Origin of the sequence: Sphingomonas sp. CFBP 13720, assembly GCF_014842075.1 — a bacterium.
Classification (GTDB): domain Bacteria; phylum Pseudomonadota; class Alphaproteobacteria; order Sphingomonadales; family Sphingomonadaceae; genus Sphingomonas.
In genome coordinates this window covers 128,641-153,438 of the sequence record NZ_JACYVA010000008.1, presented here as the reverse complement: position 1 = coordinate 153,438, position 24,798 = coordinate 128,641, and the positions used below count along the sequence as shown (strand labels likewise).

The 24,798-nt window shown below is 67.0% G+C and carries 19 protein-coding genes and 1 tRNA gene; 7 read left to right on the top strand and 13 right to left on the bottom strand.

What is annotated here, in order from left to right; genetic code table 11:
• The coding region (locus tag IFT55_RS17250; protein ID WP_206757254.1) for a hypothetical protein at positions 1-265 on the bottom strand (265 nt) is incomplete at its 3' end.
• A gap of 192 nt (positions 266-457) precedes the next feature.
• Here IFT55_RS17250 and IFT55_RS15020 point away from each other — a divergent pair.
• From IFT55_RS15020 to IFT55_RS15010, 3 genes are read left to right on the top strand one after another with little or no spacing between them, the layout of a single operon-like run.
• Positions 458-1,531 (top strand): PLP-dependent cysteine synthase family protein, encoded by a 1,074-nt coding sequence (locus tag IFT55_RS15020; protein ID WP_446740732.1) that lies wholly within the window; start codon positions 458-460, stop codon positions 1,529-1,531.
• A 5-nt stretch (positions 1,532-1,536) separates the two neighbouring features.
• Entirely contained in the window at positions 1,537-2,880 is a 1,344-nt protein-coding gene (locus IFT55_RS15015) for an L-serine ammonia-lyase (RefSeq protein ID WP_249403860.1), read from the top strand.
• A 10-nt stretch (positions 2,881-2,890) separates the two neighbouring features.
• Positions 2,891-4,885 carry a M3 family metallopeptidase gene (locus IFT55_RS15010; RefSeq protein ID WP_192093153.1) on the top strand — a complete coding sequence of 665 codons (1,995 nt, stop codon included), beginning with the start codon at positions 2,891-2,893 and terminating at the stop codon, positions 4,883-4,885.
• Between the two features lie 339 nt (positions 4,886-5,224).
• Here the strand turns inward: IFT55_RS15010 and IFT55_RS15005 are convergent, their stop codons facing one another.
• Positions 5,225-6,055, bottom strand: a complete 831-nt coding sequence (locus tag IFT55_RS15005) for an Ada metal-binding domain-containing protein (RefSeq protein WP_197976483.1) — start codon at positions 6,053-6,055, stop codon at positions 5,225-5,227.
• Between the two features lie 356 nt (positions 6,056-6,411).
• Between IFT55_RS15005 and IFT55_RS17640 the strand changes: the two genes are divergently transcribed.
• A complete protein-coding gene (locus tag IFT55_RS17640; protein WP_192093152.1) occupies positions 6,412-6,945 on the top strand; it encodes a methylated-DNA--[protein]-cysteine S-methyltransferase in 534 nt (177 codons plus the stop codon).
• Between the two features lie 92 nt (positions 6,946-7,037).
• Positions 7,038-8,090: a LacI family DNA-binding transcriptional regulator gene (locus IFT55_RS14995; RefSeq protein WP_192093151.1), complete on the top strand. Its 1,053-nt coding sequence runs from the start codon at positions 7,038-7,040 to the stop codon at positions 8,088-8,090.
• A gap of 13 nt (positions 8,091-8,103) precedes the next feature.
• On the opposite strand, the gene IFT55_RS14990 is transcribed toward IFT55_RS14995, so the two are convergent.
• Together IFT55_RS14990 and uxaC are read right to left on the bottom strand one after the other, a co-directional pair.
• The gene (locus IFT55_RS14990) at positions 8,104-9,522 is read right to left on the bottom strand and encodes a mannitol dehydrogenase family protein (RefSeq protein ID WP_192093150.1); all 1,419 of its coding nucleotides are present in this window, start codon (positions 9,520-9,522) and stop codon (positions 8,104-8,106) included.
• Positions 9,519-10,940, bottom strand: coding sequence for a glucuronate isomerase (gene uxaC / locus IFT55_RS14985; RefSeq protein WP_192093149.1), 1,422 nt, complete (start codon positions 10,938-10,940; stop codon positions 9,519-9,521). The genes IFT55_RS14990 and uxaC overlap by 4 nt, the downstream gene beginning before the upstream one ends.
• A 66-nt stretch (positions 10,941-11,006) precedes the next feature.
• On the opposite strand from uxaC, the gene IFT55_RS14980 reads away from it, so the two are divergent.
• The gene (locus IFT55_RS14980; RefSeq protein ID WP_192093148.1) at positions 11,007-12,524 is read left to right on the top strand and encodes a UxaA family hydrolase; all 1,518 of its coding nucleotides are present in this window, start codon (positions 11,007-11,009) and stop codon (positions 12,522-12,524) included.
• Positions 12,525-12,576: 52 nt separating this feature from the next.
• Here the strand turns inward: IFT55_RS14980 and IFT55_RS14975 are convergent, their stop codons facing one another.
• From IFT55_RS14975 to IFT55_RS14965, 3 genes are all read right to left on the bottom strand, one after another.
• On the bottom strand, positions 12,577-13,842 hold the full coding sequence (locus IFT55_RS14975; RefSeq protein WP_192093147.1) for a PQQ-dependent sugar dehydrogenase: 1,266 nt from the start codon (positions 13,840-13,842) through the stop codon (positions 12,577-12,579).
• Positions 13,843-13,924: 82 nt separating this feature from the next.
• Entirely contained in the window at positions 13,925-14,311 is a 387-nt protein-coding gene (locus IFT55_RS14970; protein WP_192093146.1) for a hypothetical protein, read from the bottom strand.
• Between the two features lie 18 nt (positions 14,312-14,329).
• On the bottom strand, positions 14,330-14,536 hold the full coding sequence (locus tag IFT55_RS14965; protein WP_192093145.1) for a hypothetical protein: 207 nt from the start codon (positions 14,534-14,536) through the stop codon (positions 14,330-14,332).
• A gap of 514 nt (positions 14,537-15,050) precedes the next feature.
• Here IFT55_RS14965 and IFT55_RS14960 point away from each other — a divergent pair.
• The gene (locus IFT55_RS14960; protein WP_192093144.1) at positions 15,051-15,800 is read left to right on the top strand and encodes a Crp/Fnr family transcriptional regulator; all 750 of its coding nucleotides are present in this window, start codon (positions 15,051-15,053) and stop codon (positions 15,798-15,800) included.
• 12 nt (positions 15,801-15,812) lie between these two features.
• Here IFT55_RS14960 and IFT55_RS14955 read toward each other — a convergent pair.
• From IFT55_RS14955 to IFT55_RS14930, 6 genes are all read right to left on the bottom strand, one after another.
• Positions 15,813-15,898, bottom strand: a tRNA-Leu gene (locus IFT55_RS14955).
• Positions 15,899-16,020: 122 nt separating this feature from the next.
• A complete protein-coding gene (locus tag IFT55_RS14950) occupies positions 16,021-17,856 on the bottom strand; it encodes a M2 family metallopeptidase (RefSeq protein ID WP_192093143.1) in 1,836 nt (611 codons plus the stop codon).
• 78 nt (positions 17,857-17,934) lie between these two features.
• On the bottom strand, positions 17,935-19,287 hold the full coding sequence (locus IFT55_RS14945; RefSeq protein WP_192093142.1) for a family 43 glycosylhydrolase: 1,353 nt from the start codon (positions 19,285-19,287) through the stop codon (positions 17,935-17,937).
• The gene (locus IFT55_RS14940) at positions 19,287-22,478 is read right to left on the bottom strand and encodes a glycoside hydrolase family 2 TIM barrel-domain containing protein (protein WP_192093167.1); all 3,192 of its coding nucleotides are present in this window, start codon (positions 22,476-22,478) and stop codon (positions 19,287-19,289) included. Before IFT55_RS14940 ends, IFT55_RS14945 begins: the two co-directional genes overlap by 1 nt.
• A 42-nt stretch (positions 22,479-22,520) precedes the next feature.
• On the bottom strand, positions 22,521-24,053 hold the full coding sequence (locus IFT55_RS14935; protein WP_192093141.1) for a tryptophan halogenase family protein: 1,533 nt from the start codon (positions 24,051-24,053) through the stop codon (positions 22,521-22,523).
• Complete coding sequence (locus IFT55_RS14930; protein WP_192093140.1) at positions 24,050-24,757, bottom strand: DUF6445 family protein; 708 nt, start codon at positions 24,755-24,757, stop codon at positions 24,050-24,052. The genes IFT55_RS14935 and IFT55_RS14930 overlap by 4 nt, the downstream gene beginning before the upstream one ends.
• Between the last annotated feature and the right edge of the window lie 41 nt (positions 24,758-24,798).

Sequence of the window (24,798 nt, the reverse complement as noted above, 5' to 3'; positions counted from 1 at the left end):
TGTATGCCATGAACCGCAAGCCGCCGCCCACATGTCCCTTCATCTCATCAACAATGTCAAAGAACCTTCCCTGCCCGGTCTTAGGACCAAGGCGCCAGTGAACCGGCGACAGGGAGACCGGAACAGGGGCCACGACCAATTGATCGAGACCACGTTCCGGTATAAAAAGAGCAATCTCGCTACCCGATTTAACAGGCGACCCTGAGGTCAGCGAGGCGACCGGTGGAAGAAGCGAAGAACGCCTCCCCGTCCGGTGAAACTGCATATACGGATGGGTTCCAGAGGCGTCAACAACGTTTTCGCACTTTTTTAGGTTCCGAAGGTTTTTCGCCGCTCGTCGCCTCCGTGCGGCCGTTTGCGCAGCGTATGAGAGGCACCTTGTCCCCTGCCCGCCCGCCACGTCATAAGGTGCAGGCCGTGGCGATCCGTCCCGGAGCGTCACCTACAGGAGCGAACCGTGATCGTTGCCCCCGCCCATGACCCTCTCTGGACGCGCGATGCGATCCGCCGGCTGGAGGCCGATTTCTGTCGTTCGGCGGATACGCATCTGATCCGGGTCGAGTTGGCCGCTACGCCTGGAATCACGCTGTATCTGAAGGACGAGTCGGTTCATCCGTCGGGAAGCCTCAAGCACCGGCTCGCCCGCTCGCTGATCCTCTACGCGTTGTGCAGCGGGTGGGTCGGGCCATCGACGACTTTGGTCGAAGCGACGAGTGGCTCGACCGCCGTCTCCGAAGCCTATTTCGCCCGACTGATCGGCCTGCCCTTCATCGCGGTGGTTCCGCACGGGATCGCCAGCGCGAAGATCGACGCGATCCGGTTCGAAGGCGGGCGGGTCCATTTCGTCGACGATCCGCGCGACGTCTATGCGGCGGCGCAGCGGCTCGCCGACGACAGCGGCGGTCATTATCTCGACCAGTTCACCTATGCCGAGCGGGCGACCGATTGGCGCGGCAACAACAATATCGCGGAATCGATCTTTGCGCAGATGGCGAAGGAGGATGCGCCCGAACCGACCTGGATCGTCTGCGGCGCGGGCACCGGCGGGACGTCCGCCACGCTGGGACGCTTCATCCGCTATGGCCGCCATACGACCCGACTGTGCGTGGCGGACCCCGAAGCGTCGGTGTTCCACCGCCATTACGCCGATCGGACGATCCGGACCGTGGACGAATGCGCGTCGTGTATCGAAGGGATCGGCCGCCCCCGGGTCGAGCCTTCGTTCATCCCAGCGGTGATCGACCGCATGATCGCAGTGCGCGACGCCGACAGCATCGGCGCGATGCGCGCGATCGGCGCACGGCTGGGACGACCGGTCGGCGGATCGACCGGGACCAACATCGCCGCCTGCGAGACGCTGATCGGCGAGATGGCGGCGGCGGGACAGCAGGGATCGGTGGTGACGATCCTGTGCGACTCCGGGCTACGCTATGCCGATACCTATCATGACGACGAATGGCTGGCGGCGCGCGGGATCGAGTGGCACGCGGCGGCGGCGCGGGTCGCGGCGCTGGTGGGGCGTCCGGCGTGACGCCGCTGAGCGTCACCGACCTGTTCACGATCGGCATCGGACCGTCGAGTTCGCATACCGTCGGCCCGATGCGCGCGGCGTTCGCGTTTGCGACGATGCTCGATGAGGACGGCATCCATCCCGAGCGGGTGCTGTGCGACCTGTACGGATCGCTGTCGCTGACCGGGCGCGGTCATGCCACCGACGTCGCGATCCTGCTGGGTCTTTCCGGTGCGACGCCCGAAGGGATCGATCCCGACGCGGTGCCGGGTATGATCGCGGCGATCCATACCGATCGCGCGCTCGACCTTGCCGGGACGAACCCGATCGCGTTCGATCCGGCGCGCGACCTGATCTTCAATCCCGGTTTCCTGCCCGGCCATCCCAATGCGATGGCGTTCACCGCCGTGCTGGACGACGGCAGCCGGATCGTCCGGCGCTATTATTCGATCGGCGGCGGCGCGATCCGCGCGGAGGGAGAGGCACCGGCGCGCATCAACCTGACGCTGCCGCACCCGTTCGGATCGGGCAACGACCTGCTGGCCCTGTGCGCCGATACGCGCCAGTCGATCGCGGAGGTCGTCGCCGCCAACGAAACCGCATGGCGGCCCGAGGGCGAGACGGGCACATTCCTGAACGCGGTGCGCGACGCGATGCTCGCATCGATTGACCGCGGATGCAGCGGGACGGGCGAGTTGCCCGGCGGATTGCATGTCCAGCGCCGCGCCCGCGCGATCCGGGAAAAACTGGTGGCACGCGGGCCGCGCAGCGATCCCGGCCTGGTGTTCGAATGGGTCAGCCTGTGGGCGCTGGCGGTGAACGAGGAGAATGCGGCGGGCGGACGCGTCGTGACCGCGCCCACCAACGGCGCGGCGGGCGTGATCCCCGCCGTGCTGAAATATTACGAGACCTTCGTCCATGGCGCGACGCGGGAGGGCGCACACGCCCTGTTGCTGACCGCCGCCGCGATCGGGTTCCTGTACAAGCAGAATGCCTCCATCTCCGCCGCAGAAATGGGATGTCAGGGCGAGGTCGGCGTCGCCTGTTCGATGGCGGCCGCGGGCCTTGCCGCCGCGCTGGGCGCGACGCCGTCGCAGGTCGAGAATGCGGCGGAGATCGGCATGGAGCATAATCTGGGCCTGACGTGCGATCCGATCGGCGGGCTGGTGCAGATCCCGTGTATCGAACGCAACACGATGGGCGCGATCAAGGCGATCAACGCCGCCTATCTGGCGCTGCACGGCGACGGTCGCCACATCGTCAGCCTCGATCAGGTGATCGAGACGATGCGCCAGACCGGCGAGGACATGAAGAGCCAGTACAAGGAGACCAGCCAGGGCGGCCTGGCGGTCAACGTCGTCGAATGTTGAAGGAAACCCAGTGAACCAGCTTCCCGATTTCGCCGCGATCACCCCCGAAGCCATCCCCGCCACCCTCGACACGCTGCTGGCCGAACGCGACGCGGCGGCGGCGCAGGCGACGGCCACGGAACCGTCCTTCGCCGCGACGTGGCTGCCGGTCGAGCGCGCGGATGTCGCGATCGACAATTTCTGGTCGAGCGTATGGCACCTGCACGCCGTCGCCGACACGTCCGAGCTGCGCGCGGCGCATGCGGCGGGTCAGGCGGTGCTGACCGAACGCGGGATCGCCGCGCAACAGGACCGCGCGATGTTCGACCGGCTGCGCGCGCTGGCCATCGCACCCGGTTTCGCGACATTGCCCGATGCGGACCGGGTCGCGGTCGAACGGTCGATCCGCGACCGGACGCTGGCGGGCGTCGCACTGGACGATGCCGACCGCGAACGGTTCAAGGCGGTCGCGACCGAATTGTCCGCGATCCAGACCGAATTCGCCAGCGCCGTGCTGGACGCGACCGATGCGTGGACGCTGCACCTGACCGATCCCGCCCGGCTGGCGGGGCTGTCGGAGGCCGACCTCGCAATGATGGCCGCCGCTGCCGAAGCGCGCGGACTGGAGGGTTGGGTCGTCACGCTCCAGCAGCCGAGCGTCGTCGCGGTTCTGACCTTCGCCGAGGATCGCGACCTGCGCTATCAGGTCTATCGCGCCTATGGCACGCGTGCATCGGATCAGGGGCCGGACGCCGGACGGTTCGACAATGGCGACCGCATCCGCCGCATCCTCGCCCTGCGACGCGAAGCCGCGCAACTGCTTGGCTTCCCCGATCCGGTCGCGCGGTCGCTCGCGACCAAGATGGCCCCCGATATCGGCGAAGTGCTGGCGTTCCTGCGCGATCTCGCCGCCCGCGCCCGACCACAGGCCGAGGCGGAGCGCGACGCGCTGGCCGACTTCGCCGCCCGGCATCTGGGCATCGACGAGCTTCGCCCATGGGACGTCGGGTTCGTCGGCGACCGGTTGAAGCGGCATGCCCATGCGATCGACCAGTCGGTGGTGAAGTCCTATTTCCCGGTGGAACGGGTCCTGACGGGATGGCGCGACTTGCTGCACCGGCTGTTCGGGCTGACGCTGACGCAACGCGACGATGTCGCCACCTACCATCCGCACGTCCGCTATTACGACGTGGCCGACGAACGCGGCGTGTTCGCCGGCCTGTATCTCGACCTGCACGCGCGGGCGGGCAAGAAGGGCGGCGCATGGATGGCGCCCGCCCGACCCTATCTCGACGATCCCGAGGCACCGTCGATCCCGGTCGCCTATCTCGTGTGCAACTTCGCACCGGCCGGGGCCGAACCTGCGCTGCTGGGCCATGACGACGTCACCACGCTGCTGCACGAAACCGGGCATTGCCTGCACCATCTGTTCACCCGCGTGCCGCGCCCCGATATCTCGGGCACCAGCGGGTTCGAATGGGACGCGGTAGAACTGCCCAGCCAGTTGATGGAAGATTTCGCGTGGGAACCCGGCGTCCTTGCCGCGATGTCCGGTCATGTCGTCACCGGCGATCCGCTGCCTGCCGACCTGTTCGACCGGATGCTGGCGGCGCGCCGGTTCCAGTCGGGCATGTTCGTCGTGCGCCAGATCGAATTCGCGATGTTCGACCTGTTGCTGCATCAGGGCAGCCATGGCGACGATCCGATGGCGGTGATCGAGGCGGTGCGTGACGAGGTGGCGGTGATCCGCGCGCCCGAATGGCATCGCTTCCCCCATGCCTTCGCGCATATCTTCGCCGGCGGCTACGCGGCGGGCTATTACAGCTATCTATGGGCCGAACTGCTGGCCGCGGACGGGTTTGCGGCATTTGCGGAGAACGGGACGATCGATCGCGCGACCGGCGACCGGCTGCGCGAAGCCATCCTGTCGCAAGGGTCGTTGCGACCGGCGATCGACCTGTTCCGCGCGTTCCGGGGCCGCGACCCCGATCCGCGCGCGATGCTGGTCCGGCACGGGCTGGAATAGGCCGGTTCGCGATCCGGCTGCGTCATCGGCACGGCGCCTGATCCGGTTCGGTGCACGGCGCGCAGAGGGGGCGATGCCGCTATATCGCGATCGACGGACAACGCTGCGGCGGTGCTGCTTCGCCCCGCCGTGCAAGCGCTCGCCCGAAGGGTGATCGCGGCAGTGCAAGCCGGTCGCAGAACGCGGCGGGCGTCAAAAGTCACGAAAGTCACACTCGTGCGCATGATCGCCGGGTAACGGCGTCGTATGAAAACAGGCCGGACGGAATCGGACATGGAGAAAGAGCGGCCGGGAGCATGACCGGTCGGGAGCGTGTAGGAAAGTCCCGAAAACCAGCCGTCAGTCCGCCGCAAGGAAGCGGGTCGTATGGGACGGCGCGTCGCCCTCCCCGCCGAATGCGACCCGCCGCGCGGCGGCGATCGCGCGGCCCAGCATCGGCAGCGGTACGTCGGTCAGCGTCACGCACAGCGTGCGCCCGTTTCCCGGTTCGATGCTTGCCAGCCCGACCGGCAACGGCACCACCACGACGCCGCGCCCGGCCCAGTCGAACCCGGGGCGATAGGCGAGGCTGACCACCACCGGCGCGTCGGGGTTCGCACCGCCGCCATCGCGACGCAAGGCCGAGGGCGGGCGTCCGAACGCCGCAACGAACACTTCGTTGAAGCGCCGCACGCTGCCGAACCCTGCGGCAAACGCGATATCGGTCAGCGAAAGCCGGGTTTCGTGGATCAGTTTCTTGGCAAGATTGATCCGCCGCGTCCGCTCGATCGTGAGTAGCCCCTGCCCCAGATGTTCGGTGAACAGCCGCCGCAGATGCCGGTCGGTCATGCCCAGCCGCGCCGCCAGTGCCGCGACGCGCGCCTCCGCCAGCGCGCCGTCCTCGATCAGCCGCAACGCCCGATGGATCGACGCCAGCGTCCCCGCCCATGCCGGACTGTCGGGCGCGGATTCGGGGCGGCAACGCAAGCATGGCCGGAACCCCGCCGCCTGCGCCATTGCCGCACTGGCGTGGAACTCGACATGGGCGCGCGCCGGGGTGCGCGCCGGACAGACCGGTCGGCAATAGATGCCGGTGGTGCGTACGCCGACGAAGAACAGCCCGTCCGCCGAAGGGTCGCGTCGCATCAGTGCGGCGTAGCACCGATCGGGGTCGAGCGCTGTCTGGTCCACATCGAATCCTTTCCTGTCCCCCGCCACGGATGCCGGATCGGTCCCGCAGGGCGACCGGGAAGGGACTGCTCACATATCACGCGGTCCTCTCCATCAGATCGGGTGCGCCACCGTTTGACGAGAGCATGATGATACAAGGTGTGACCGTTTATCCTGAGTGCCATTGAGCTTGTCAAAATGGCGTATCGAAGGACTGCCACGGATGCTTCGATACGCGTCTTCGACTTCGCTCAGTCGCTACTCAGCACGAACGGGTGTACCTAAAATTCATCACGCTCTGGCGGAAAACGGACATGACGATGTTCGGCGTCCGAAATCCGCTGGCACCGGGTCGGCCATCCGTTCACGGTCGCCACATGACCAATCTGTCCCTGTTCGAAGAACGCATCGCCAGCCCCGTGGGGGAAATCGTCGTACTCACCGACGCGGCGCGCGTGCTGCGCGCGCTGGACTTCGCGGACTATAATGCCCGGATGCGACGGTTGCTGGATCGCCACTATGGTCCCCGCGGCTGGACCGTCGCGCCCGCGATCGGGGAAAGTGCGGCGGCGCGCGCGATCCGGTCCTATTTCGACGGCGACGTGGTGGCGATCGACAGCGTGGCGACCGTCACGGGCGGCACCGGGTTCCAGCGGGCGGTGTGGACCGCGTTGCGGGCGGTCGGCGCGGGCAGCACCGTCGCCTATGCCGAAATCGCCGCTGCGATCGGTCGCCCGACCGCGATGCGCGCCGTCGGGCTGGCCAATGGCGCGAACCCGGTCGCGATCGTCGTACCGTGCCATCGCATCATCGGCCGGTCGGGCGCACTGACCGGCTATGGTGGCGGAATCGAACGCAAGCGCTGGCTGATCGACCATGAACGCGCGCATGGTGGCACGATGTTGCTGTGAGGGCCGGGGTAACGCATCGAAAGGCGGCGGCGTGGCGTCCGCCCCCTTCCCCGAAGGTTTCGGTTCCTTCGCCGATCCTCTAGCGTTCGCCGATGAATCACGACGACGACAGCCCGCTACCCGAAGAACAGGATCGTGGCCTTACGATCCGCGCGGTGGCGATCGCCGCTGGCGTTTCGGTCCGTACCGTATCGCGCGTGCTCAACCGATCGCCCAAGGTGAGCGGGGCGACACGCGACGCGGTGCAAGCAGTGATCGACCGGATGGACTTCAGCCCCAGCCTGCGCGCGCGGGCGCTGGCAAGCGGGCGATCGTCGCTGATCGGGCTGGTGCACCATGATCCCAACGCGCTGGTGCTGGACGAGGTGCAGCGCGGCGTCATCGCCGAATGCGCGCTGCGCGGATACGAGATGATCGTCCACCCAGTGTCGGACGGGCGCGACGCAGTGATCGCCGACGTCGCGCGGTTCGTCCGCCGGTCGCGGGTCGACGGGCTGATCGTGTTGCCGCCGGTGTCCGAACTGGCCGAACTGCCGCAGGCGTTGCGCCCGATGCGCGTGCCGTCGATCGGCATGGCGGCGGTACGGACGCCGTCCTATCCAGCGATGATCGTCGCCGACGAACGCGCCGCCGCCGCGCTGGTCGCCGCGCATTTCCTCGCGCTGGGACATCGGCGGATCGCGATCGTGACCGGGCCGCCGTCGCATCGATCGTCGGGCGAACGGACTGCCGGGTTCTGCGACGCGCTGGCGGCGGCGGGCGTCGACCTGTCCGACGCGATGGTCGTGACCGGCGATTACGGTTTCGACTCCGGCGTGGCGGCGGGCCATGCGCTGCTTGACCGGAGCGACCGGCCGAGCGCGATCTTCGCCGGCAACGACGTGATGGCGGCGGGCGTGCTGAACGTCGCCACCGCGCGTGGCATCATGGTGCCGCGCGACCTGTCGGTGGCGGGGTTCGACGGCAGCCTGATCGCGCGAATCCTGTCGCCGACGCTGACCACCGTCGACCGGCCGATGCGCGACATGGCGCGCACCGCCGCCGCCCGGCTGATCGACATAATCGAACAGCCTTCCGTCACCGGCTGGGACGAACGGGCGCCGCCCTTCTCGCTCGCCGTCGGGCAGTCGACCGGGTCGGTCTGACCCGGTCGGCCGATCATTCCCCCAGCGCGGCCCGAACGTCGCCACCGGGGGCCAGCGCGTGCCAGCGCCGCGTGACCGCATCGCGGAACGTCGCATCGTCCGACAGGTCGCCGAAAACGTCGCGCAGGTCGAGCAACGCGGCGGCATCCCCCGCGCGCGCGAGCAGCGCGTCGGCGCGTGGATCGACCAGCGTCTCGCCGCTGTGCCGACGCAGTTCGAGGAACCGGAACCACGCCGCGATCGGCAGCGCCAGCCGGTCGACCGGACGCCCCGCCGCACGGGCATCGCGAACGGTATCGAGCAGCCGGTACGGCAGCTTCTGCGATCCGTCCCATGCGATCTGCGCCAGTTGATGCGCGATCGCCGGGTTGGCGAACCGCCCCAGCACCGCGTCGATATAGGCGGACAGATCCATTTCGGCCGGCGGCACGATCGACGGCGCGATATCATCGCGCATCAGCCGTTCGGCGAAACCCGCGAGCACCGGATCGCGCATCGCGTCGCGCACCATGACATGGCCCAGCAGCAACCCGACATAGGCCAGCGTCGAATGCGCACCGTTCAGCAGCCGCAGCTTCGCATTTTCGAACCCGCGCACGTCGCGGGTGAATTGCACGCCCGCCAGTTCGAACGGCGGACGATCGGTGGCGAAGTCGTCCTCGATCACCCACTGCGTGAACGCCTCGCGCTGGATCGGCCATGCGTCTTCGACACCCGTCGCCGCCTGTACCGACGCGCGCAGTGCATCGTCGGTCGCGGGCGTGATCGAATCGACCATCGCGCAGGGGAAACGGACATGATCGTCGATCCATGCCGCCAGATCGGGATCGCGCGCCGCCGCCAGATCGCGGACCGACCGGCGGAAGCGGTGGCCGTTGTCCGCCAGATTGTCGCACGACAACAACGTGATCGCTCCCCCTCCCGCCGCGCGCCGTGCCGCCAGCCCGGCGACCAGCCAGCCGGACAGCGTCCCCGGCTCCGCGCCGGTCAGTTCGCGCACGATCGCCGGATGGTCGAGATCGAGCGCGCCGGTGCCGTCGAGGTGATAGCCCTTTTCGGTCACCGTGGTCGTGACCAGCCGAGTCGTCGGCGCGGCGATGCGCGACAGGATCGCGTCGCGGCGCTGCGCGGTCAGCAGTTCGGCGATCGATCCGATCACGCGATAGTCGGTGCTGCGGTCGAGCAGCGCCAGCGTGTACAGCCCATCCTGCGGTCCCAGCGCGTCGGCGACGCCGGTCGAATTGAGCGCGACCTCGCTGATCGACCAGCGCGGATCGTGCGGCAGGATCGCATCGACATAGGCTGCCTGATGCGCGCGGTGAAACGCGCCGGGGCCGATATGGACGATGCCGGGCGGTTGCGCGTGCCGGTCGTATTCGGGTCGCGCGACCGATACGGGAAGGTTCGCCAGCGTGGCGTTCGACAGCCTCATGCCGCACCGTCCAGCTTGTAGGCGCGCTTCACCAGCGCATAGGTCAGGTCGTACGCGACGTCGTGCGCTTCCGCCTCGTCCAGCCGGTGTTCGGCGACCAGCCGGGCAAGGAACGCGCAATCGACGCGGCGGGCGACATCGTGCCGCGCCGGAATCGACAGGAAGGCGCGGGTATCGTCGTTGAAGCCGACGGTGTTGTAGAAGCCCGCCGTCTCGGTCGTGTTCTCGCGAAAGCGGCGCATTCCTTCGGGACTGTCGTGGAACCACCATGCCGGGCCGAGCTTCAGGCACGGATAATGCCCCGCCAACGGCGCCAGTTCGCGCGCATAGGTCGTCTCGTCCAGCGTGAACAGGATCACCGTCAGATCGCGGCTGGTGCCGACGACGTCGAGCATCGGCTTGAGCGCGGCGACATAATCGGTCCGCGTCGGAATATCGGCCCCCTTGTCGCGGCCATACACGTCGAACACCCCCCGATTGTGGTTGCGGAAGCTGCCGGGGTGGATCTGCATCACCAGACCGTCGTCGATCGACATCCGCGCCATTTCGGTCAGCATCTGCGCCCGGAACAGTTCGGCATCGGCCGCATCGGTGGTGCCGCCGATCACGCGCGCGAACAGCGCTTCGCTCTCCACGCCCGACAGATTGGCGGTACGCGCGGTCGGATGGCCGTGGTCGGTCGAGGTCGCACCGGCTGCGATGAAGTCCTGCCGCCGCCGGCGATGCGCCGCCAGATACCCGGTCCAACTCGTCACGTCCTGTCCGGTCAGCTCGGCGAATTTGGCGAGCGCGGGGCGGAATGCTTCATGCTCGCAATCGATCACGGCATCGGGGCGATAGGCGGTGACAACGCGCCCGTTCCAGCCACTGGCGCGGATCGCGCGATGATGGTCGAGCGGATCGTCGGCGCCTTCGGTCGTGGCGATCAGTTCGATCCCGAACCGGTCGAAGAGCGCGCGTGGGCGATAGGCGTCGGTTGCCAGCAGTTCGCCGATCCGGTCGTAATAGTCGTCGGCATTCGCGGCGGTCAGCGCATCGGCGAACCCGAACACTTCCCCGAAGACATGGTCGAGCCACAGGCGGGAAGGCGTTCCGCGGAACAGATGCTGGTGGCCGGCGAACACCCGCCATGCTGCGCGGGGATCAGCGGTGATGCTGCCGTCGCGGCGCGGCACCGCCAGATCGTCCAGCGGGATGCCCTGGCTGTAGAGCATGCGGAAGATATAGTGATCGGGCGACAGCAGCAGCTCGGTCGCGTTGGTCCATGGCCGGTCGGTCGCGAACCACGACGGATCGGTATGACCGTGCGGGCTGACGATCGGCAGGTCGCGAACCCGCGCATAGAGTTCGCGTGCGATCCCCCGCGTGGCGGGATCGGCGGGGAACAGGCGATCGGGGTCCAACAACAATCCGGGCATGCGCATCTCCTTTTATGGTGTCGATGCGGCATTGTGCCATCGGTGGCAACATTCTATTTGAAGGACATGACGACTCTCGAAGCACCCTCGCCCGCGCTTGCCGCTCCCGTCCGTTCGGTCCGGGTCGACCGCGACGACGACGTGGCGGTGCTGCTGTCCCCCGTTGCCGCCGGGGGAGTGGTACGGGTCGACGACATGCTGGTCACCGCGACCGACGCGATCGAGGCGGGCCACAAGATCGCGGTACGTGCGGTCGCGCAGGGAGCGCCGGTTCGCCGCTATCGCGCGGCGATCGGCCTCGCGCGCCGCGCCATCGCGATCGGCGAACATGTCCACGTCCACAACGTCGCGACCGCGCTGGCGGGCGAGGATGCCTATCGATACCTGCCGCAGCCCGCGACGCCGCAGCCGGCACGCGCCGAACCCGGCTTTGCCGGATATGTCCGCGCCGACGGCAGCGTCGCGACGCGCAACGAGATATGGATTCTGCCAACGGTCGGCTGCGTCGGGCGGCTGGGCGAACGGATCGCGCAGACGGCGGGACCACGCCATGCGGGGCGGATCGATGGAATCCATGCGTTCAACCACCCGTTCGGCTGTTCGCAACTAGGCGACGATCTGGACCGTACCGGTGCGATCCTCGCGGCGCTGGCGTGCAATCCGAATGCCGGCGGCGTGCTGTTGCTGGGCCTTGGCTGCGAATCGAACCAGCTGGACCGGATGCTCGCCCGCATGCCCGACAGCGTCCGCGAACGCGTCCGCTCCGTCCGGGCACAGGCCAGCGCGGACGAGTTCGCAGAGGCGATGGCCGCGATCGACACGCTGGCCGAACAGGCGGAGGCGAAGCGTACGGCGGTGCCGCTGTCCGCGTTGCGGCTTGGCGTCAAATGCGGTGGATCGGATTCGATGAGCGGCCTGACCGCCAACCCGCTGATCGGGCGCATGACCGATCGCGTCGCGGCGGCGGGCGGCACCGTGCTGATGACGGAGATCCCGGAGATTTTCGGAGCGGAACGGCTGTTGATGGCGCGCTGCGCCGACGAAGCGGTGTTCGACCGGCTGGTCGAGGTGACCAACCGGTTCAAGCGCTATTTCCTCGACCACGGCGAACCGGTGTCGGAGAATCCGAGCCCCGGCAACATCGCGGGCGGCATCACCACGCTGGAGGAAAAATCGCTGGGAGCGGTGCAGAAGGGCGGCGCGGCGACGGTCAGCGACGTGCTGGACTATGGCGAGCCGGTACGCCGCGCCGGGCTGTCGGTGGTCGATGCACCGGGTAACGACGCCGTGTCGACGACCGCGCTGGCAGCGGCGGGCGCGACGATCACGCTGTTCTCGACCGGGCGCGGCACCCCGCTGGGCAGCCCGGTGCCGACGATGAAGATCGCGACCAACCATGATCTTGCAGCCCGCAAGCCCAACTGGATCGACTATGACGCCGCCGCCGTGCTGGACGACGGTCAGGACGCGGCGTCGGATGCGTTGCTGGCGCGGATCGTCGCGGTGGCATCGGGCGAACCGGCACGCAACGAAGCGAATGACGAACGGGCGATCGGGATCTGGAAGTCGGGCGTGACGCTGTAAGGCGTATTCCCCATGGTCGCCCCGGACCATTTCCGGGGCGAAGCGGACCGACTTAGGCGGTACGACGTACCAGCCACACCGTATCTCCGGCATCGTCCACCACGAATATCGCGCCATCGGCGCGGGTCTGGACGCTGACCGGGCGGCCATGGACCGTCCCCTTCTTCGCATCGGCGATGAAGCCGGTCAGGAACGGTTGCGGATCACCGGTCGGACGCCCTGCCGCGAACGGCACGGCAAGGACGTCATAGCCGCTGAAGCTCGACCGGTTCCACGATCCGTGCCGTGCGACGAACGCGGTCGGCGTACCCTGCTTGGCGAACGCCAGTCCGAGGGCGGCGGCATGCGGGCCGACCGCGACGTCGGGCAGCAAGGTAGAGGCCAGCAACTCGCGCTTCTCATTGGCGTGGCGCGGGTCCTGCTTGCCGTAATAGCTGTACGGCCATCCATAGAAGCCGCCATCGCGCACCCCGACCAGATAGTCGGGCGCGATGTCGTCGCCGAACTCGTCGCGTTCGTTGACTGCCGTCCACAGCGCGGCGGTGCCGGGCACGAAGTCCATGCCGACCGGATTGCGCAGGCCCGACGCGTAGAGACGTTCGCGCCCGGTCGACAGGTCGATGGCGAGGATCGCCGCGCGGCGCTTTTCCTCGTCCATGCCATGCTCGCCGACGTTCGACGCCGACCCGACCGAGACATAGAGCGTCTTTGCATCGGGGCTGAGCAGCAGGTTGCGCGTCCAGTGGTTGTTGTATCCGCCCGCCGGAAGCGTCACGATGCTGCGCGGTGCGGCGGTGATGCTCGTCTGGCCGGGCTGGAACGGAAAGCTGATCACACCATCGGTGTTCGCGACATAGAGGCGGCCATCGGCATATTGCATCCCGAACGGCTGGTTCAGCCCCGACCGCAACACGAAACGCTGTTCCGCCACGCCGTCGCGGTTGGCGTCGCGCAACAGCGTGATGCGGTTCGCACTGAACCCGGTCGTCTTCGCCAGCGCCTGTCCGCGTGCCACTTCCGGTTCGGCGTCCAGTTTGGGCAGGGTCCGCGCCTCCGCCACCAGCACGTCGCCGTTGGGCAGCAGCAACGCCTGTCGCGGATAGTCCAGACCACCGGCGAAGCGCACCACCTCCCAACCGCGCGGCGCGGTCGGCGTACGCCCTTCGGGCCAACCGATCGTCACCGGATGCCGGATCGCCGATTCCGATGCATAGGGTTCGGCCTGCATGCCCAGACCCGGGATCGACTTTTGCGGCTGCGCACCGGCGGCGGCGGCGATTGCGGACGCTCCGATGAGGGCGAGCGTGACAGGCTTCATTGCGGTTCCCCGTGCTGGTTCGGACAGGAGAACCGCGCACGGGGCAACTCGCTCCGCCGACACGAAAACTTACGCGGACTGGTCAGGCGCGTGCCTGCCGCTTCGGCAGGAAACGACCGGTCGCACCGTCGAGTCCACGCGCGGTAAGGGCATCGACCACGGTGACCCCGGCGACGAACGCGATCGCGCCCCAGATCGCGCGGTTCGACGGGCTGCGCTTCGCCGCCAGCGCTAGCGTACCCAGATCAAGCGCATCGCCCGCGACGCGATTCCACATGTTCACCGACGCGGCGGGAGCGACGATCAGATTGACGCCCGCCAACACTTCACGCGCGCCGAAGCCTCGCACCAGCCCGGCATGGTCGGGCGCGTCGAGCGTCTGGGCGATCCGCTTTGCTGCCAACAGTTCGACGACGCCCAGCGCGATCGAGAAGATGCCCAGGCCAAAGGCGAGACGTTTCGGTTGCATGCAGCTTCTCCCATAATATCACTTCGTTTGCGTGGTTTGCGCTGGACTGGCTCCGTTGGTCGGAGTTCCGGGCGTGAGGTCCGGCTCGTTGCCTTCGCGTCTGTGTTCCGGTGCCTTGGTATGGCTCAGGTTCATGCCGGCGAAGGCGATGACGCCGACACCGACCAGCATCAGGAACAGGATACCGAGACGCCGCAGAAGCCTGCGTTCGCGATCAGGCGCCACGGCGTCCTCCGGGACGCGGCGAATGGGGGAGCGGCGCAAAGGATAAAAAGCGGGCCATGCGAACCTTTCGTGAGCGATTGCTTCGCCTACAACGCAGGACTTCCGGCCAAGATGTTCACACGGATCAATGCCGTACGTCTTTTTTTCGATCGTCGTCCGGCAACTGCGGTCGCCGCCTGAACGGAACGCAGACTTCGCACATCGGCGCAGCGGCACCATTCAGGGCGCGGCGACGGGGTCGATCACCCAATATCACGGTAAGATCCGAACGATTTTCCGATTATGCCGCAACACTTACCCACCGGCATGGTAGATCGGCATCATGACTCGCGGGCCGGCCGTCGATACTCCGGTATCAATCAGCAACACGGCCAAATGCTAGTTTGTACGTCACATCATTTGTTATCGTAACGCGTCGCGTAGATGTTATGGTGCGAGTTCGTCGTCCAGTTATCCGAAACTATGGCGAACGAGAGTGACGCGATCCTCCCCGCCGAAATCTGCGGGAAGTATCATGAAAATAGCCGATCAACCGTTGGAACTGCTGGTACGGAGTCTGCGCCTGCGCGCGCCGTTGTCGGACTCGGATGCCGATGCGATCCGTGCCCTGCCCCACAATATCAAATTGCTGGAGGCAGGCACCTATACGGTGCGTGAAGCGGATTCGACGCCGGTATGCGGCGTTCTGATATCCGGGTTCGCCTATCGCCAGAAAACGTCGAGCGATGGCGATCGGCAGATCGTCAGCGTGCTGATCCCCGGCGACGCGCTCGACCTTCAGAATATCTTTCTCGATGTGTCGGACCATAGTGTGCAGATGCTGACGCGGGGCGAGGTTGCGGTCCTGCAACGTGCCGACGTGCAGGCGCTGATCCGCGACAACGCGGCGGTTGCGCGCGCGATGATGGTCAATATCCTGACCGAAGCGTCGATATTGCGGGAATGGGTGCTGAACGTCGGCCAGCGCAGCGGCAAGGAGCGTGCGGCGCATCTGCTGTGCGAATTCGCCATCCGGCTGAAGGCGGCGGGACTGGCGGACCAATATGCCTATGAACTGCCCATGACGCAGGAACAGATCGGCGACGCGCTGGGGCTGACGCCGGTCCATGTCAACCGCATGCTCAAGGCATTACAGGCCGACGGCCTCATCACCCGCACCAAACGGGTCGTGCAGTTTCCCAATTGGGAAGCGATGCGCAATGTCGCCGGGTTCAACGAACGCTATCTGCATCTGGAGGTCCAGCGCAACGGCATGTCGCTCTGACGCGACCGCCGATGGTACGGGTGGTCGGACTCGAACCGACATGTTGTTGCCAACGGCGGATTTTGAATCCGCTGCGTCTACCATTCCGCCACACCCGCGCGGGACGGCGAGCCTATAACGCGTCCCGCCTCGCGTGCAACCTGCAAACGACGCAATGGCCGCAATGCGGCGAAATGCAGCCCCCGATCCCGCCGGGGGCTGCATCGCATCCGCAGGGCGGTCACCAGCCGCTGGGCTTGCCCTTGTTCTGCCGGTCGAGCCATGCCTTCAACGGCGCGAAATATTCGACCATCGCCTTGCCCGACATGGCGCGCGATCCGGTCATCGCCTGCAACGCGTCGGGCCACGGCTTCGACTGGCCCATTTCGAGCATCGCATTCAGCCGATCGCCGACCGCCTTGTTCCCGAAGAACGAGCAGCGGTGCAGCGGCCCCTTCCACCCAGCCTGATCGCACGCCGCCTTGTAGAACTGGAACTGCAACACCCGCGCGAGGAAATAGCGGGTGTAGGGGACGGTGGCCGGAATGTGATATTTCCCGCCCGCGTCGAACTTCGTCTCGTCGCGCGCGACCGGTGGGACGATGCCCTGATATTGCAGGCGCAACGCGTCCCAGCCCTTCTGATAGTCCCCGGTCGCGATCTTGCCGCTGAAAACGTTCCAACGCCATTTGTCGACCAGCAGCCCGAACGGCAGGAACGCGACCTTGTCCATCGCCTGTCGCAGCAGCAGCCCGATATCCTTGTCAGCGCTCGGCACCTGCGCCTGGGTCAACAGGCCGATCTTCACGAGGTAATCCGGCGTGATCGACAGCGCGACGGTATCGCCGATCGCTTCGTGGAAGCCGTCGTTCGCGCCGTTCTTGTACAGGAACGGCTGGTCGCGATAGGCCCGCTGATAATAGTTATGGCCAAGTTCGTGGTGGATCGTCACGAAGTCGTCGCCATTGACCTTCGTGCACATCTTGATGCGGATATCGTCGCGATTGTCGAGATCCCATGCCGATGCGTGGCAGATCACGTCCCGGTCGGCCGGCTTCACGATTTGCGAACGCTGCCAGAAGGTTTCGGGCAATGGCGCGAAGCCAAGCGAGGAATAGAATGCCTCGCCCTGCCGCACCATCTTTACCGGGTCGTACCCCTTGGCCTTGAGCAGTTCGCCGGTGTCGTACCCGACGTCGCCCGCCCCCTGCGGCGCGACGATGTCATAGATGTTGCCCCATTCCTGCGCCCACATATTGCCCAGCAGGTCGCTGCGGATCGGGCCGGTCTTGGCCTGTACGGCGTCGCCATATTTCTCGTTCAGCTTCGAGCGGACATAGGTGTGGAGCGACAGATAGAGCGGTTCGACCTCTTTCCAGATCTGGTCGGTCAACTGCGCGAACTGTTCAGGGGGCATGTCATAGCCCGACCGCCACATCGCGCCGACATCGGCGAACCCCAGCTCCTTTGCACCGGCATTCGAGATCGCGGTCATGCGGGTATAGTCGGTCCGCAACGGCGCACCGACATTGTCGTGCCAGCTGACCCACATCTCGTGCGACTTCGCCGGATCGCGCACTTCGCCCATCGCGGCTTCGATATCCGATCCGTTGATCGGCTTGCCGTCCAGCGTTCCCGTGCCCTTGCCATAGGCCGACGACATGCGGGTAGTCAGCGTCGCCAGTTCGGTTGCCGCCCCGGCAGTGGTCGGCGCGGGCAGGCCGACACCGTTCTTCAGCAGGTCCAGCTTGCGCCGGGTATCGCCCGATATGCCCGCAACGGTGTTGAACCGCGCGGCGCCCTTGGCCCATTGCACCGCCTTTTCGGTGACTTCCGCGCCCGCCTTCGCCGCCAGCGCGTCGGTGTCGTCGGTGATGTAGGTGGCGTTAACCCATGCGATCCGCTGCGCATCTACCGATATTTCGGCTGCTTCGCGCTCGACGGTCGCGACGAAGGCGTCGGCGTCGGCCGCCGTCGGGGCGGCAGCGGATGCTGGCATTGCGGACGTGGCGGTCTGGGCGTTGGCCGGCATGGCGAGCAGCGCCACGGCCAGCGCGGCGGAGGAAACGATACGCATCGAACGGCAATCCCCGAAAGTCATCGTGATGCCGTCAGTCTGGCCCCGCCGCCCCGCCGGGGTCAAGCGCGCGTACGATCAGCGCAGCGTCCATTCCCACACCGCGGCGTCGGACGGGACGCGCAAGCGCAGGTAGCGGGCGGTCACCGGGTGGCGCAGTTCGATCGGCGATCCGCTGGCGGCGGGCAAGGTGGCGACCGTCCGCCACGTTTTGGCGTCCTGCGACGCATCGACCGACAGAGCATAGTTTCGATGCGCAAACGCCATCCGTACCGCGCTGCCGGAAACCCGGCGGACCCGCCCCATATCCGCAACCAGCAGCGGTGCGTTGCTGGCCGGTGCCCATGCCGTAGCATAATTGTCGTCGGCGGCACGTTCCGGCCCGTGCAGCGCGTCGCGGCCCTGCCCGCCCGCACGCCAGCGCAACCCCACCGTGCGATGCGGGCCGAACCCTGCCACCGCCGCGCTGTGGCCGGGCGCCACGCGGTCGATGCGGCCATCGTCGCGGATCGTCAGCGGATCGACCGCGACCTGCCGCAACACCTGATCGCCCGACGGGGAAAAGGGCAACCCCTGTCGGTGATACAGGATGTACGACCGCCCGTGCGACCGGAAGATCGCGTGATGCCCCGGGCTGACGACGCCCCGCTTCGCGTCGGTCGACAGGATCGGGCTGTTCGCGCCTTCGCGGAACGGCCCGAACGGTGTGTCGCCGACGGCATAGCGCACCTTGTACGTATCCTCGGTCGTCTTGCCGTCGCTATAGGTCAGCAGATAGCGCGACCCCTGCTTCACCATGAACGGCGCTTCGAAATAACCGGGCGGAGTCACGTCGCGCGGCGCGCCGTCGAACGTAACCATGTCCGGCTTCAGCTTGACTGCGAAGCAGTGACCGTTGGTCCAGTTCCAGCCCGATCCCCAATAGAGATACGCCTGCCCGTCATCGTCGATGAACGCCTCCGCGTCGATCATGTGATAGGCAGGCGCGAACCCCTTTGCGATCAGCGGCCTGCCGCCATTGGCATCGCGCCACGGCCCGGCGGGCGATGGCGCGGTGCCGACCCAAACCTCGCTGCCGACCGATACGTACATGTACCAGCGACCGTTGCCGGCCTTCACCACCGATGGTGCCCAGACCTTCGAATCGCCCGATGTCGGGCTGGTCGCCGCTGCCTTGGTCGGCCAGTCGGGCATCGAGAACCGCCAGTCGCGACCATTGTCCGACGTCCACAGCCCCAGCCGGTCGTCGCCCCACGGATCGATCGTGGCAAAGACGTACCAGCGCCCGCGATCACGCACGATCGAGGGATCGGCGAAATAGCCGGGCAGCAGCGGGTTGCCAGCACCCGGCGCATCCCAACGCGGCACCGGCGCTGGCGCGGCGGCAAGGAGCAGCACCGTCGAGACCAGCAGCGCCGCCGCGCGCCGCATCACTGCACTTCCGTCGCGCGGGCCGGACGGGCCTTGTCGGGCGTCGTCCCCGCCCCCCGGAGCGGTTCGAGGCGAAAGGCGACACGAGTCGGCACCAGTTGCGTGCGATATTGCATGTGCGGCTGGCCGACATGGTTCCACGCGGTATCGCCGCCGACGCCCCATTGCGCGGCGTCGATCAGCAACGTGCCGTTTCCGTGCGGCACGATATCGCTCGACTTCCACGTGCCCGGCGCGCGCCGGTCGAGATCCGTATAAGGGAACGCCAGCGCCTGCATCATCAGCGGCGTGTCGCCGACGATCCGAACCCCCTGCCCCGCGCCGCTCAGTTCCATCCAGCGGACATCGACCTTGTTGCCGGTATCCTGCGGCCGCATGTAATCGTGATTCTGGTCGGCGATCGCGCCACGCCACAACCCGATGGCCGCGCCGGTCTTGCGATCGACATGGCTTTCGTGCGGCCCGCGCCCATACCATTCGACGTCGGTCATCGCGGACGGCAGCGACCACATCATCCCGACCCGAGCCGGCGGCGGAAGGTCGCTTTTCAACGGGGTCAGTTCGCCCACGACCGCGACAGACCCGTCGCCCGCCATCGCATAGCTGCTGGTGAAGCGTGCCGCGCCCGCGCCGAGTTCGAAATCGACGTTCACTTCCGCCGTACCATCGGGCCGTTTCGTCACCGCCACCGCGCGAACCTGTCGCGTCTCGCTCATCCTGCGCCATGTAAACTGTTGCGCGACGGTGCCGGTCAGCGTGTCGTTGTCGGTCTCCGCCCGGCGGAAGTTCGGAATGCCGCCGCTCGCCAATACGGTGCCGCCACGGGCATAGCGATCGACCAGCCCGGTCGCGCGGTCGATGGTCAGCGTCGCACCGCCCGCCGACAGGGTAACCGCTCCCGCCGCATCACGCACCGTGACGGTGCCGCTGCGGGCAATCGTCGGCCGGGGCGTGGCGGACAGCGCGAACTGTTCCCAGCCGACGACCTGTCCCGCGACGACGCCGGGCACCGCGCGGTCTCTCGCACGGGCGCGCACCGTGACCAGATACTCCGCACCGGGTTTGCGCGCGAGGACGGGAAGGCCCAGCGTCACCGCTTCCGTCGCATGGGCCGCCGTGGTGAGTGCCGGCAATTGCCCGGTCGCGACCGGGACGCCATCCTCCTCGACGGTCCAGTCGAACGCGAAGCCGGACAGGTCGCGGAAGTCGTGGCGGTTGCGCACGGTTACCCGCCCGGCCGCCGGATCGAATGCTTCGAACTGGATCGGGGACAGCACCTTCTGCACTTCGTACAGATGCGGGTTGGGCGTCCGGTCGGGCTGGATCAGCCCGTCGCCGAACTCGATATCGCCGCCCGGATTGGGACCATATTCGCCACCGTCGCCCCAGTAACGCTTGCCGTTCCGGTCGGTGCGGAACATCGACTGATCGACCCAGTCCCAGATGAACCCGCCCTGCAACCGGCCGGGATGCGCGTAGATGACGTCCCAATATTCCTTGAAATTGCCGCCCGAATTACCCTGCATATGCGCATATTCGCACTGGATCATCGGCTGGGTCCGCGTCGGATCGTTGGCCCAGTCGACCATCTTTTCCACATCGTCGTACATCGGCGCATAGATATCGGCATATCGGTTCGGCTGATGCTCCCAGTCGAGCGTGCCCCAGCCGAGATACGAGATCAGCCGCCCGCCATCCCGGCGACGGATCGCGGCGGCGGCGCGTTCGAAATTGGGCCCGATGCCGGCTTCGTTGCCCAGCGACCAAAAGATGATCGACGGATGGTTCTTGTCGCGTTCGACCATGTTCATCACGCGGCTGACATGTGCGTCTTCCCATGTGGGATCGAAGCCGATCTGAAGCTTTTCGCGCAGTTCGGGATGCTTGTTCGCGTAATCCATGTACGCGTGGCTTTCGATATTCGCCTCGTCCATGACATACAGGCCATATTCGTCGGCCAGCGCATAGAAGCGCGGATCGTTGGGATAGTGCGACGTGCGGACGGCGTTGATGTTGTTGCGCTTCATCAACTCGATATCGCGGCGCATCGATTCTTCGGAGATGACGTGGAACGTCACCGGGTCATGTTCGTGGCGGTTGACGCCGCGGATCACGATCGGACGACCGTTGACCATCACCTGGCCATTGGCGATGCGCACGTCGCGAAAACCGATCCGTTGCGGTGTCGACTGGATCACGCGGCCCTGCGCATCCTGCAACTCGACCAGCAGCGTGTACAGGTTCGGCGTCTCGGCGGTCCATCGCCGAACGGCCGGCACGTCGGCGCGCAGCGTCACGCTGCGCCCGCCGCGAACCGCCGCTTCGCGCGACATGACCTCACGCGTGCCGTCGAGCAGTACGATCCGCGCGCGCGCCGTGTCGGTCCCGGTGGTGGCGACGTCGACCGCCAGCCGCCCGTCGCGAAACGCCGCATCCAGCCCGGCATGTACGAACGAGTCGGCGATCCGCGTTTTCGGGACCGCCGCCAGATAGACCTCGCGCTCGATCCCCGACACCCGCCAGAAATCCTGATCTTCCAGATACGACCCGTCCGACCAGCGATGGACCTGGATCGACACGCTGTTGCGGCCCGGCCGCAGATGGCGGGTCACGTCGAATTCGGACGGCAGCTTGCTGTCTTCCGAATAGCCGACCTCCTGTCCGTTGACCCACACGCGATAGGCCGATCCAGCCGCGCCGATATGCAGGACGACATCCTGTCCCGCCCATGACGCGGGCACATCGACATCGCGGCGATAGGAGCCGGTTTCATTGTCGTCGTGCGGCACCAGCGGCCGGTCGGCGGGAAAGGGATAGGTGATATTGTTGTATTTGGGCTGACCATAGCCCTGCGCCTGCCACATCGCGGGCACCGGGATCGTCTTCCATGCCGACACGTCATAGTCCGGTGCAGCGAAGCCCTTTGGCGCGCCGTCGACCGACGGGCTGAAGTGAAAGCGCCAGTCGCCATTCAGGCTGAGGAAGCGGGCCGAACGCGCGCGATCCCCGGCCAGCGCCAGATCGCGCGTCTCGAACGCGAAACCCGTGGCGTGCGCGGGCAGCTTGCCGCGCGCATGGACCGCCGGATTCTCCCAGTCCGGGCGGTTCGGATCGACCTGGACCGGCTGGACGCGCGGTGCCTGCGCCATGGCAGCGGTGGCGAGGCACAGAGCGCTTGCGCCGATCAGCATGTTGCGAAGTTTCACGCGATTGTCTCCCGAACGGTCATTTGGTCAGATAGCGACAGGTGAGGCTGGCGATGCAGTCGTAGCCGCACAGTGTTGCGCGATGAAATCGCCATGCGCCGGCATGCGTTCGGCGGCGGCGGCGGTCACCGCCGCAATGCGTGCCAGTCGCCGGACCGCTTCGTCGTCCGGCATCGCGGCGGCGACCGGATCATGCCCGTCGGCGCGGACGCCCTGTCCGTCGAGCACCGCCAGCCAGCTGGTGCGGGTGAACAGTTCGTCGCCTTCGCGAAATACCCGCCCCGTCGCACGATAGATCGCGATCCGTTCGGCGAGCGCATCGGGGATCGCCATGGTGCGAACGCGGTTCCAATAGGGGGTGTCGTCGCGCGCGGTGGCGTGGAAGTGCAGGATGATGAAGTCGCGGATCGTATCGAACTCGGCTGCCATCAACCGGTTGTACCGACGCGTGTTCGCCGCGTCGCAATCGCGCGTCGGCAACATCTCCAGCAGCCGCGCGATCCCCGCCTGGATCAGGTGGATGCTGGTCGATTCGAGCGGTTCGAGGAACCCCGTCGACAGCCCCAGTCCCACGCAATTGCCTATCCAGCACGCATCGCGCCGACCGGTGCGAAAGCGCAGAATCCGCGGCTCGGCCAGCGGTTCGCCATCCAGATTCGCCAGCAGCGTCGTGGTCGCTTCGTCTTCCGACAGATGGTCGCTGGAAAAGACATAGCCATTGCCGGTGCGATGTTGCAGCGGGATGCGCCATTGCCACCCCGCCTCGCGCGCGGTCGACCGGGTATAGGGGACCGGCGGGCCGGTATTCGCGCTCGGCACCGCCACGGCGCGATCGTTGGGCAGCCAGTGCGACCAGTCCTGAAACGCACTGCCCATCGTATCGCCGAGCAGTAGCGACCGGAAACCCGAACAATCGACGAACAGGTCGGCGGCGATGCCGGTGCCGTCGGTCAGCGTCACCGCCTCCACGAACCCGGTATAGCCGTGCCGCGCGACGTCCACCACGCGCCCTTCGCGCCGCACCACCCCCGCCGCCTCCGCATGGCTGCGCAGAAACCGGGCGTAGAGGCCGGCATCGAAGTGAAAGGCATAGCCGATATGGTGCAGCGGCGTATTGCCGCCGTCGGTCAGCGGCCGCTGGAACCGTCCGGCGCGGGCGGCGGCGGCGCAGATCGAATAGGCTTCCAGCGGTTCGGCAGCCCGCTGCGCCCGCATCCGGTGCCACAGCCCGTCGAACGGGACCGTGCCGAAATCCATGCCGTACGCGCCGAACGGATGGAAATAGCGTTCGCCCTTCGCGCCCCAGTCGACGAACTCGATCCCAAGTTTGAAGCTGCCCTGCGTCGCGCGAACGAAGGCGTCTTCGTCGATGCCGAGCAATGCGTTGAAGGCGCGGATCGGCGGAATCGTCGCTTCCCCCACCCCGACCGTGCCGATCGCTTCGGATTCGACCAGCTTGATCGCGACCGATCGACCCAGCACCCGCGACAGCGCGGCGGCGGCCATCCATCCGGCGGTGCCGCCGCCGATGATCGCGATCGTCCGCAGGGGTTCGCTCATGTCGTCGCCACGCATTGCAGGAACAGGTTGCCGGTCAGCCGCCCGCGTCGCGGATCGGCCGCATGCGGCGGTGGTGCGGTCACCAGCCCCGAATGGAGCAGTGCCGCACGATACAGCACGATCCGGTCGGGCCGGGCGCGACATGCGGCGATCGGGGCAAAGGCTTCGTCGCCGTCCGCCGGGAAATAGCCTTGCCGCGCGGCATCCCGTCCCGCCTCGGCCGAGCGTGCTGCATCGAACGCGGGCAGACGCGCCGGATCGATCGTCTCGAACCCGGTGGCGCGGTGGCGAAAGAAGCCGGTGCCGCCGTGCGCCTCGCCGCAAAGATAATGGACGCAGGCGAACTGCCACCGGTCGGCGGTGTCGACATGCGGCACGCGCTGGTCGGGCGCGAGCGCGGCGGGATCGGCGGTCACCAGCGAAAAATTGCCGCGGGCGCGCACCGGACGAACGGGGCCGGTGCCGAAATGCGCGGCGATCAGCGGCAGGGCGATCTGGACCAGCGCATCGACATAGCGCGTCGGTGCCGATCCCAGCAGCCCCGGATAACCGCTGCCCACGCGATCCGCCGGTGCAAAGGCAGACCGGGTGGCGGCGTGATCGACCAGATCGGCCATCATGCCGGTAGCATGGTCGACGACGACGACCGGCTCACGCTCGTCGCCGGGATGATGGACGGCGATGTGCCGCGCCTCGATCGTCATCGCCCCTTCCCATCCTGTGCCGCCGCCGACATGGCAACCAT

Coding starts and splice junctions, on each gene's coding strand:
- IFT55_RS14930 (WP_192093140.1), bottom strand. CDS start 24,757: ATGACGATCGAGGCGCGGCACATCGCCGTCCATCATCCCGGCGACGAG.
- uxaC (WP_192093149.1), bottom strand. CDS start 10,940: ATGCCCGGATTGTTGTTGGACCCCGATCGCCTGTTCCCCGCCGATCCC.
- IFT55_RS14990 (WP_192093150.1), bottom strand. CDS start 9,522: ATGAGGCTGTCGAACGCCACGCTGGCGAACCTTCCCGTATCGGTCGCG.
- IFT55_RS14970 (WP_192093146.1), bottom strand. CDS start 14,311: ATGCAACCGAAACGTCTCGCCTTTGGCCTGGGCATCTTCTCGATCGCG.
- IFT55_RS14960 (WP_192093144.1), top strand. CDS start 15,051: ATGAAAATAGCCGATCAACCGTTGGAACTGCTGGTACGGAGTCTGCGC.
- IFT55_RS14975 (WP_192093147.1), bottom strand. CDS start 13,842: ATGAAGCCTGTCACGCTCGCCCTCATCGGAGCGTCCGCAATCGCCGCC.
- IFT55_RS14935 (WP_192093141.1), bottom strand. CDS start 24,053: ATGAGCGAACCCCTGCGGACGATCGCGATCATCGGCGGCGGCACCGCC.
- IFT55_RS14950 (WP_192093143.1), bottom strand. CDS start 17,856: ATGCGTATCGTTTCCTCCGCCGCGCTGGCCGTGGCGCTGCTCGCCATG.
- IFT55_RS14940 (WP_192093167.1), bottom strand. CDS start 22,478: ATGCTGATCGGCGCAAGCGCTCTGTGCCTCGCCACCGCTGCCATGGCG.
- IFT55_RS14995 (WP_192093151.1), top strand. CDS start 7,038: ATGAATCACGACGACGACAGCCCGCTACCCGAAGAACAGGATCGTGGC.
- IFT55_RS14980 (WP_192093148.1), top strand. CDS start 11,007: ATGACGACTCTCGAAGCACCCTCGCCCGCGCTTGCCGCTCCCGTCCGT.
- IFT55_RS17640 (WP_192093152.1), top strand. CDS start 6,412: ATGACCAATCTGTCCCTGTTCGAAGAACGCATCGCCAGCCCCGTGGGG.
- IFT55_RS14945 (WP_192093142.1), bottom strand. CDS start 19,287: ATGCGGCGCGCGGCGGCGCTGCTGGTCTCGACGGTGCTGCTCCTTGCC.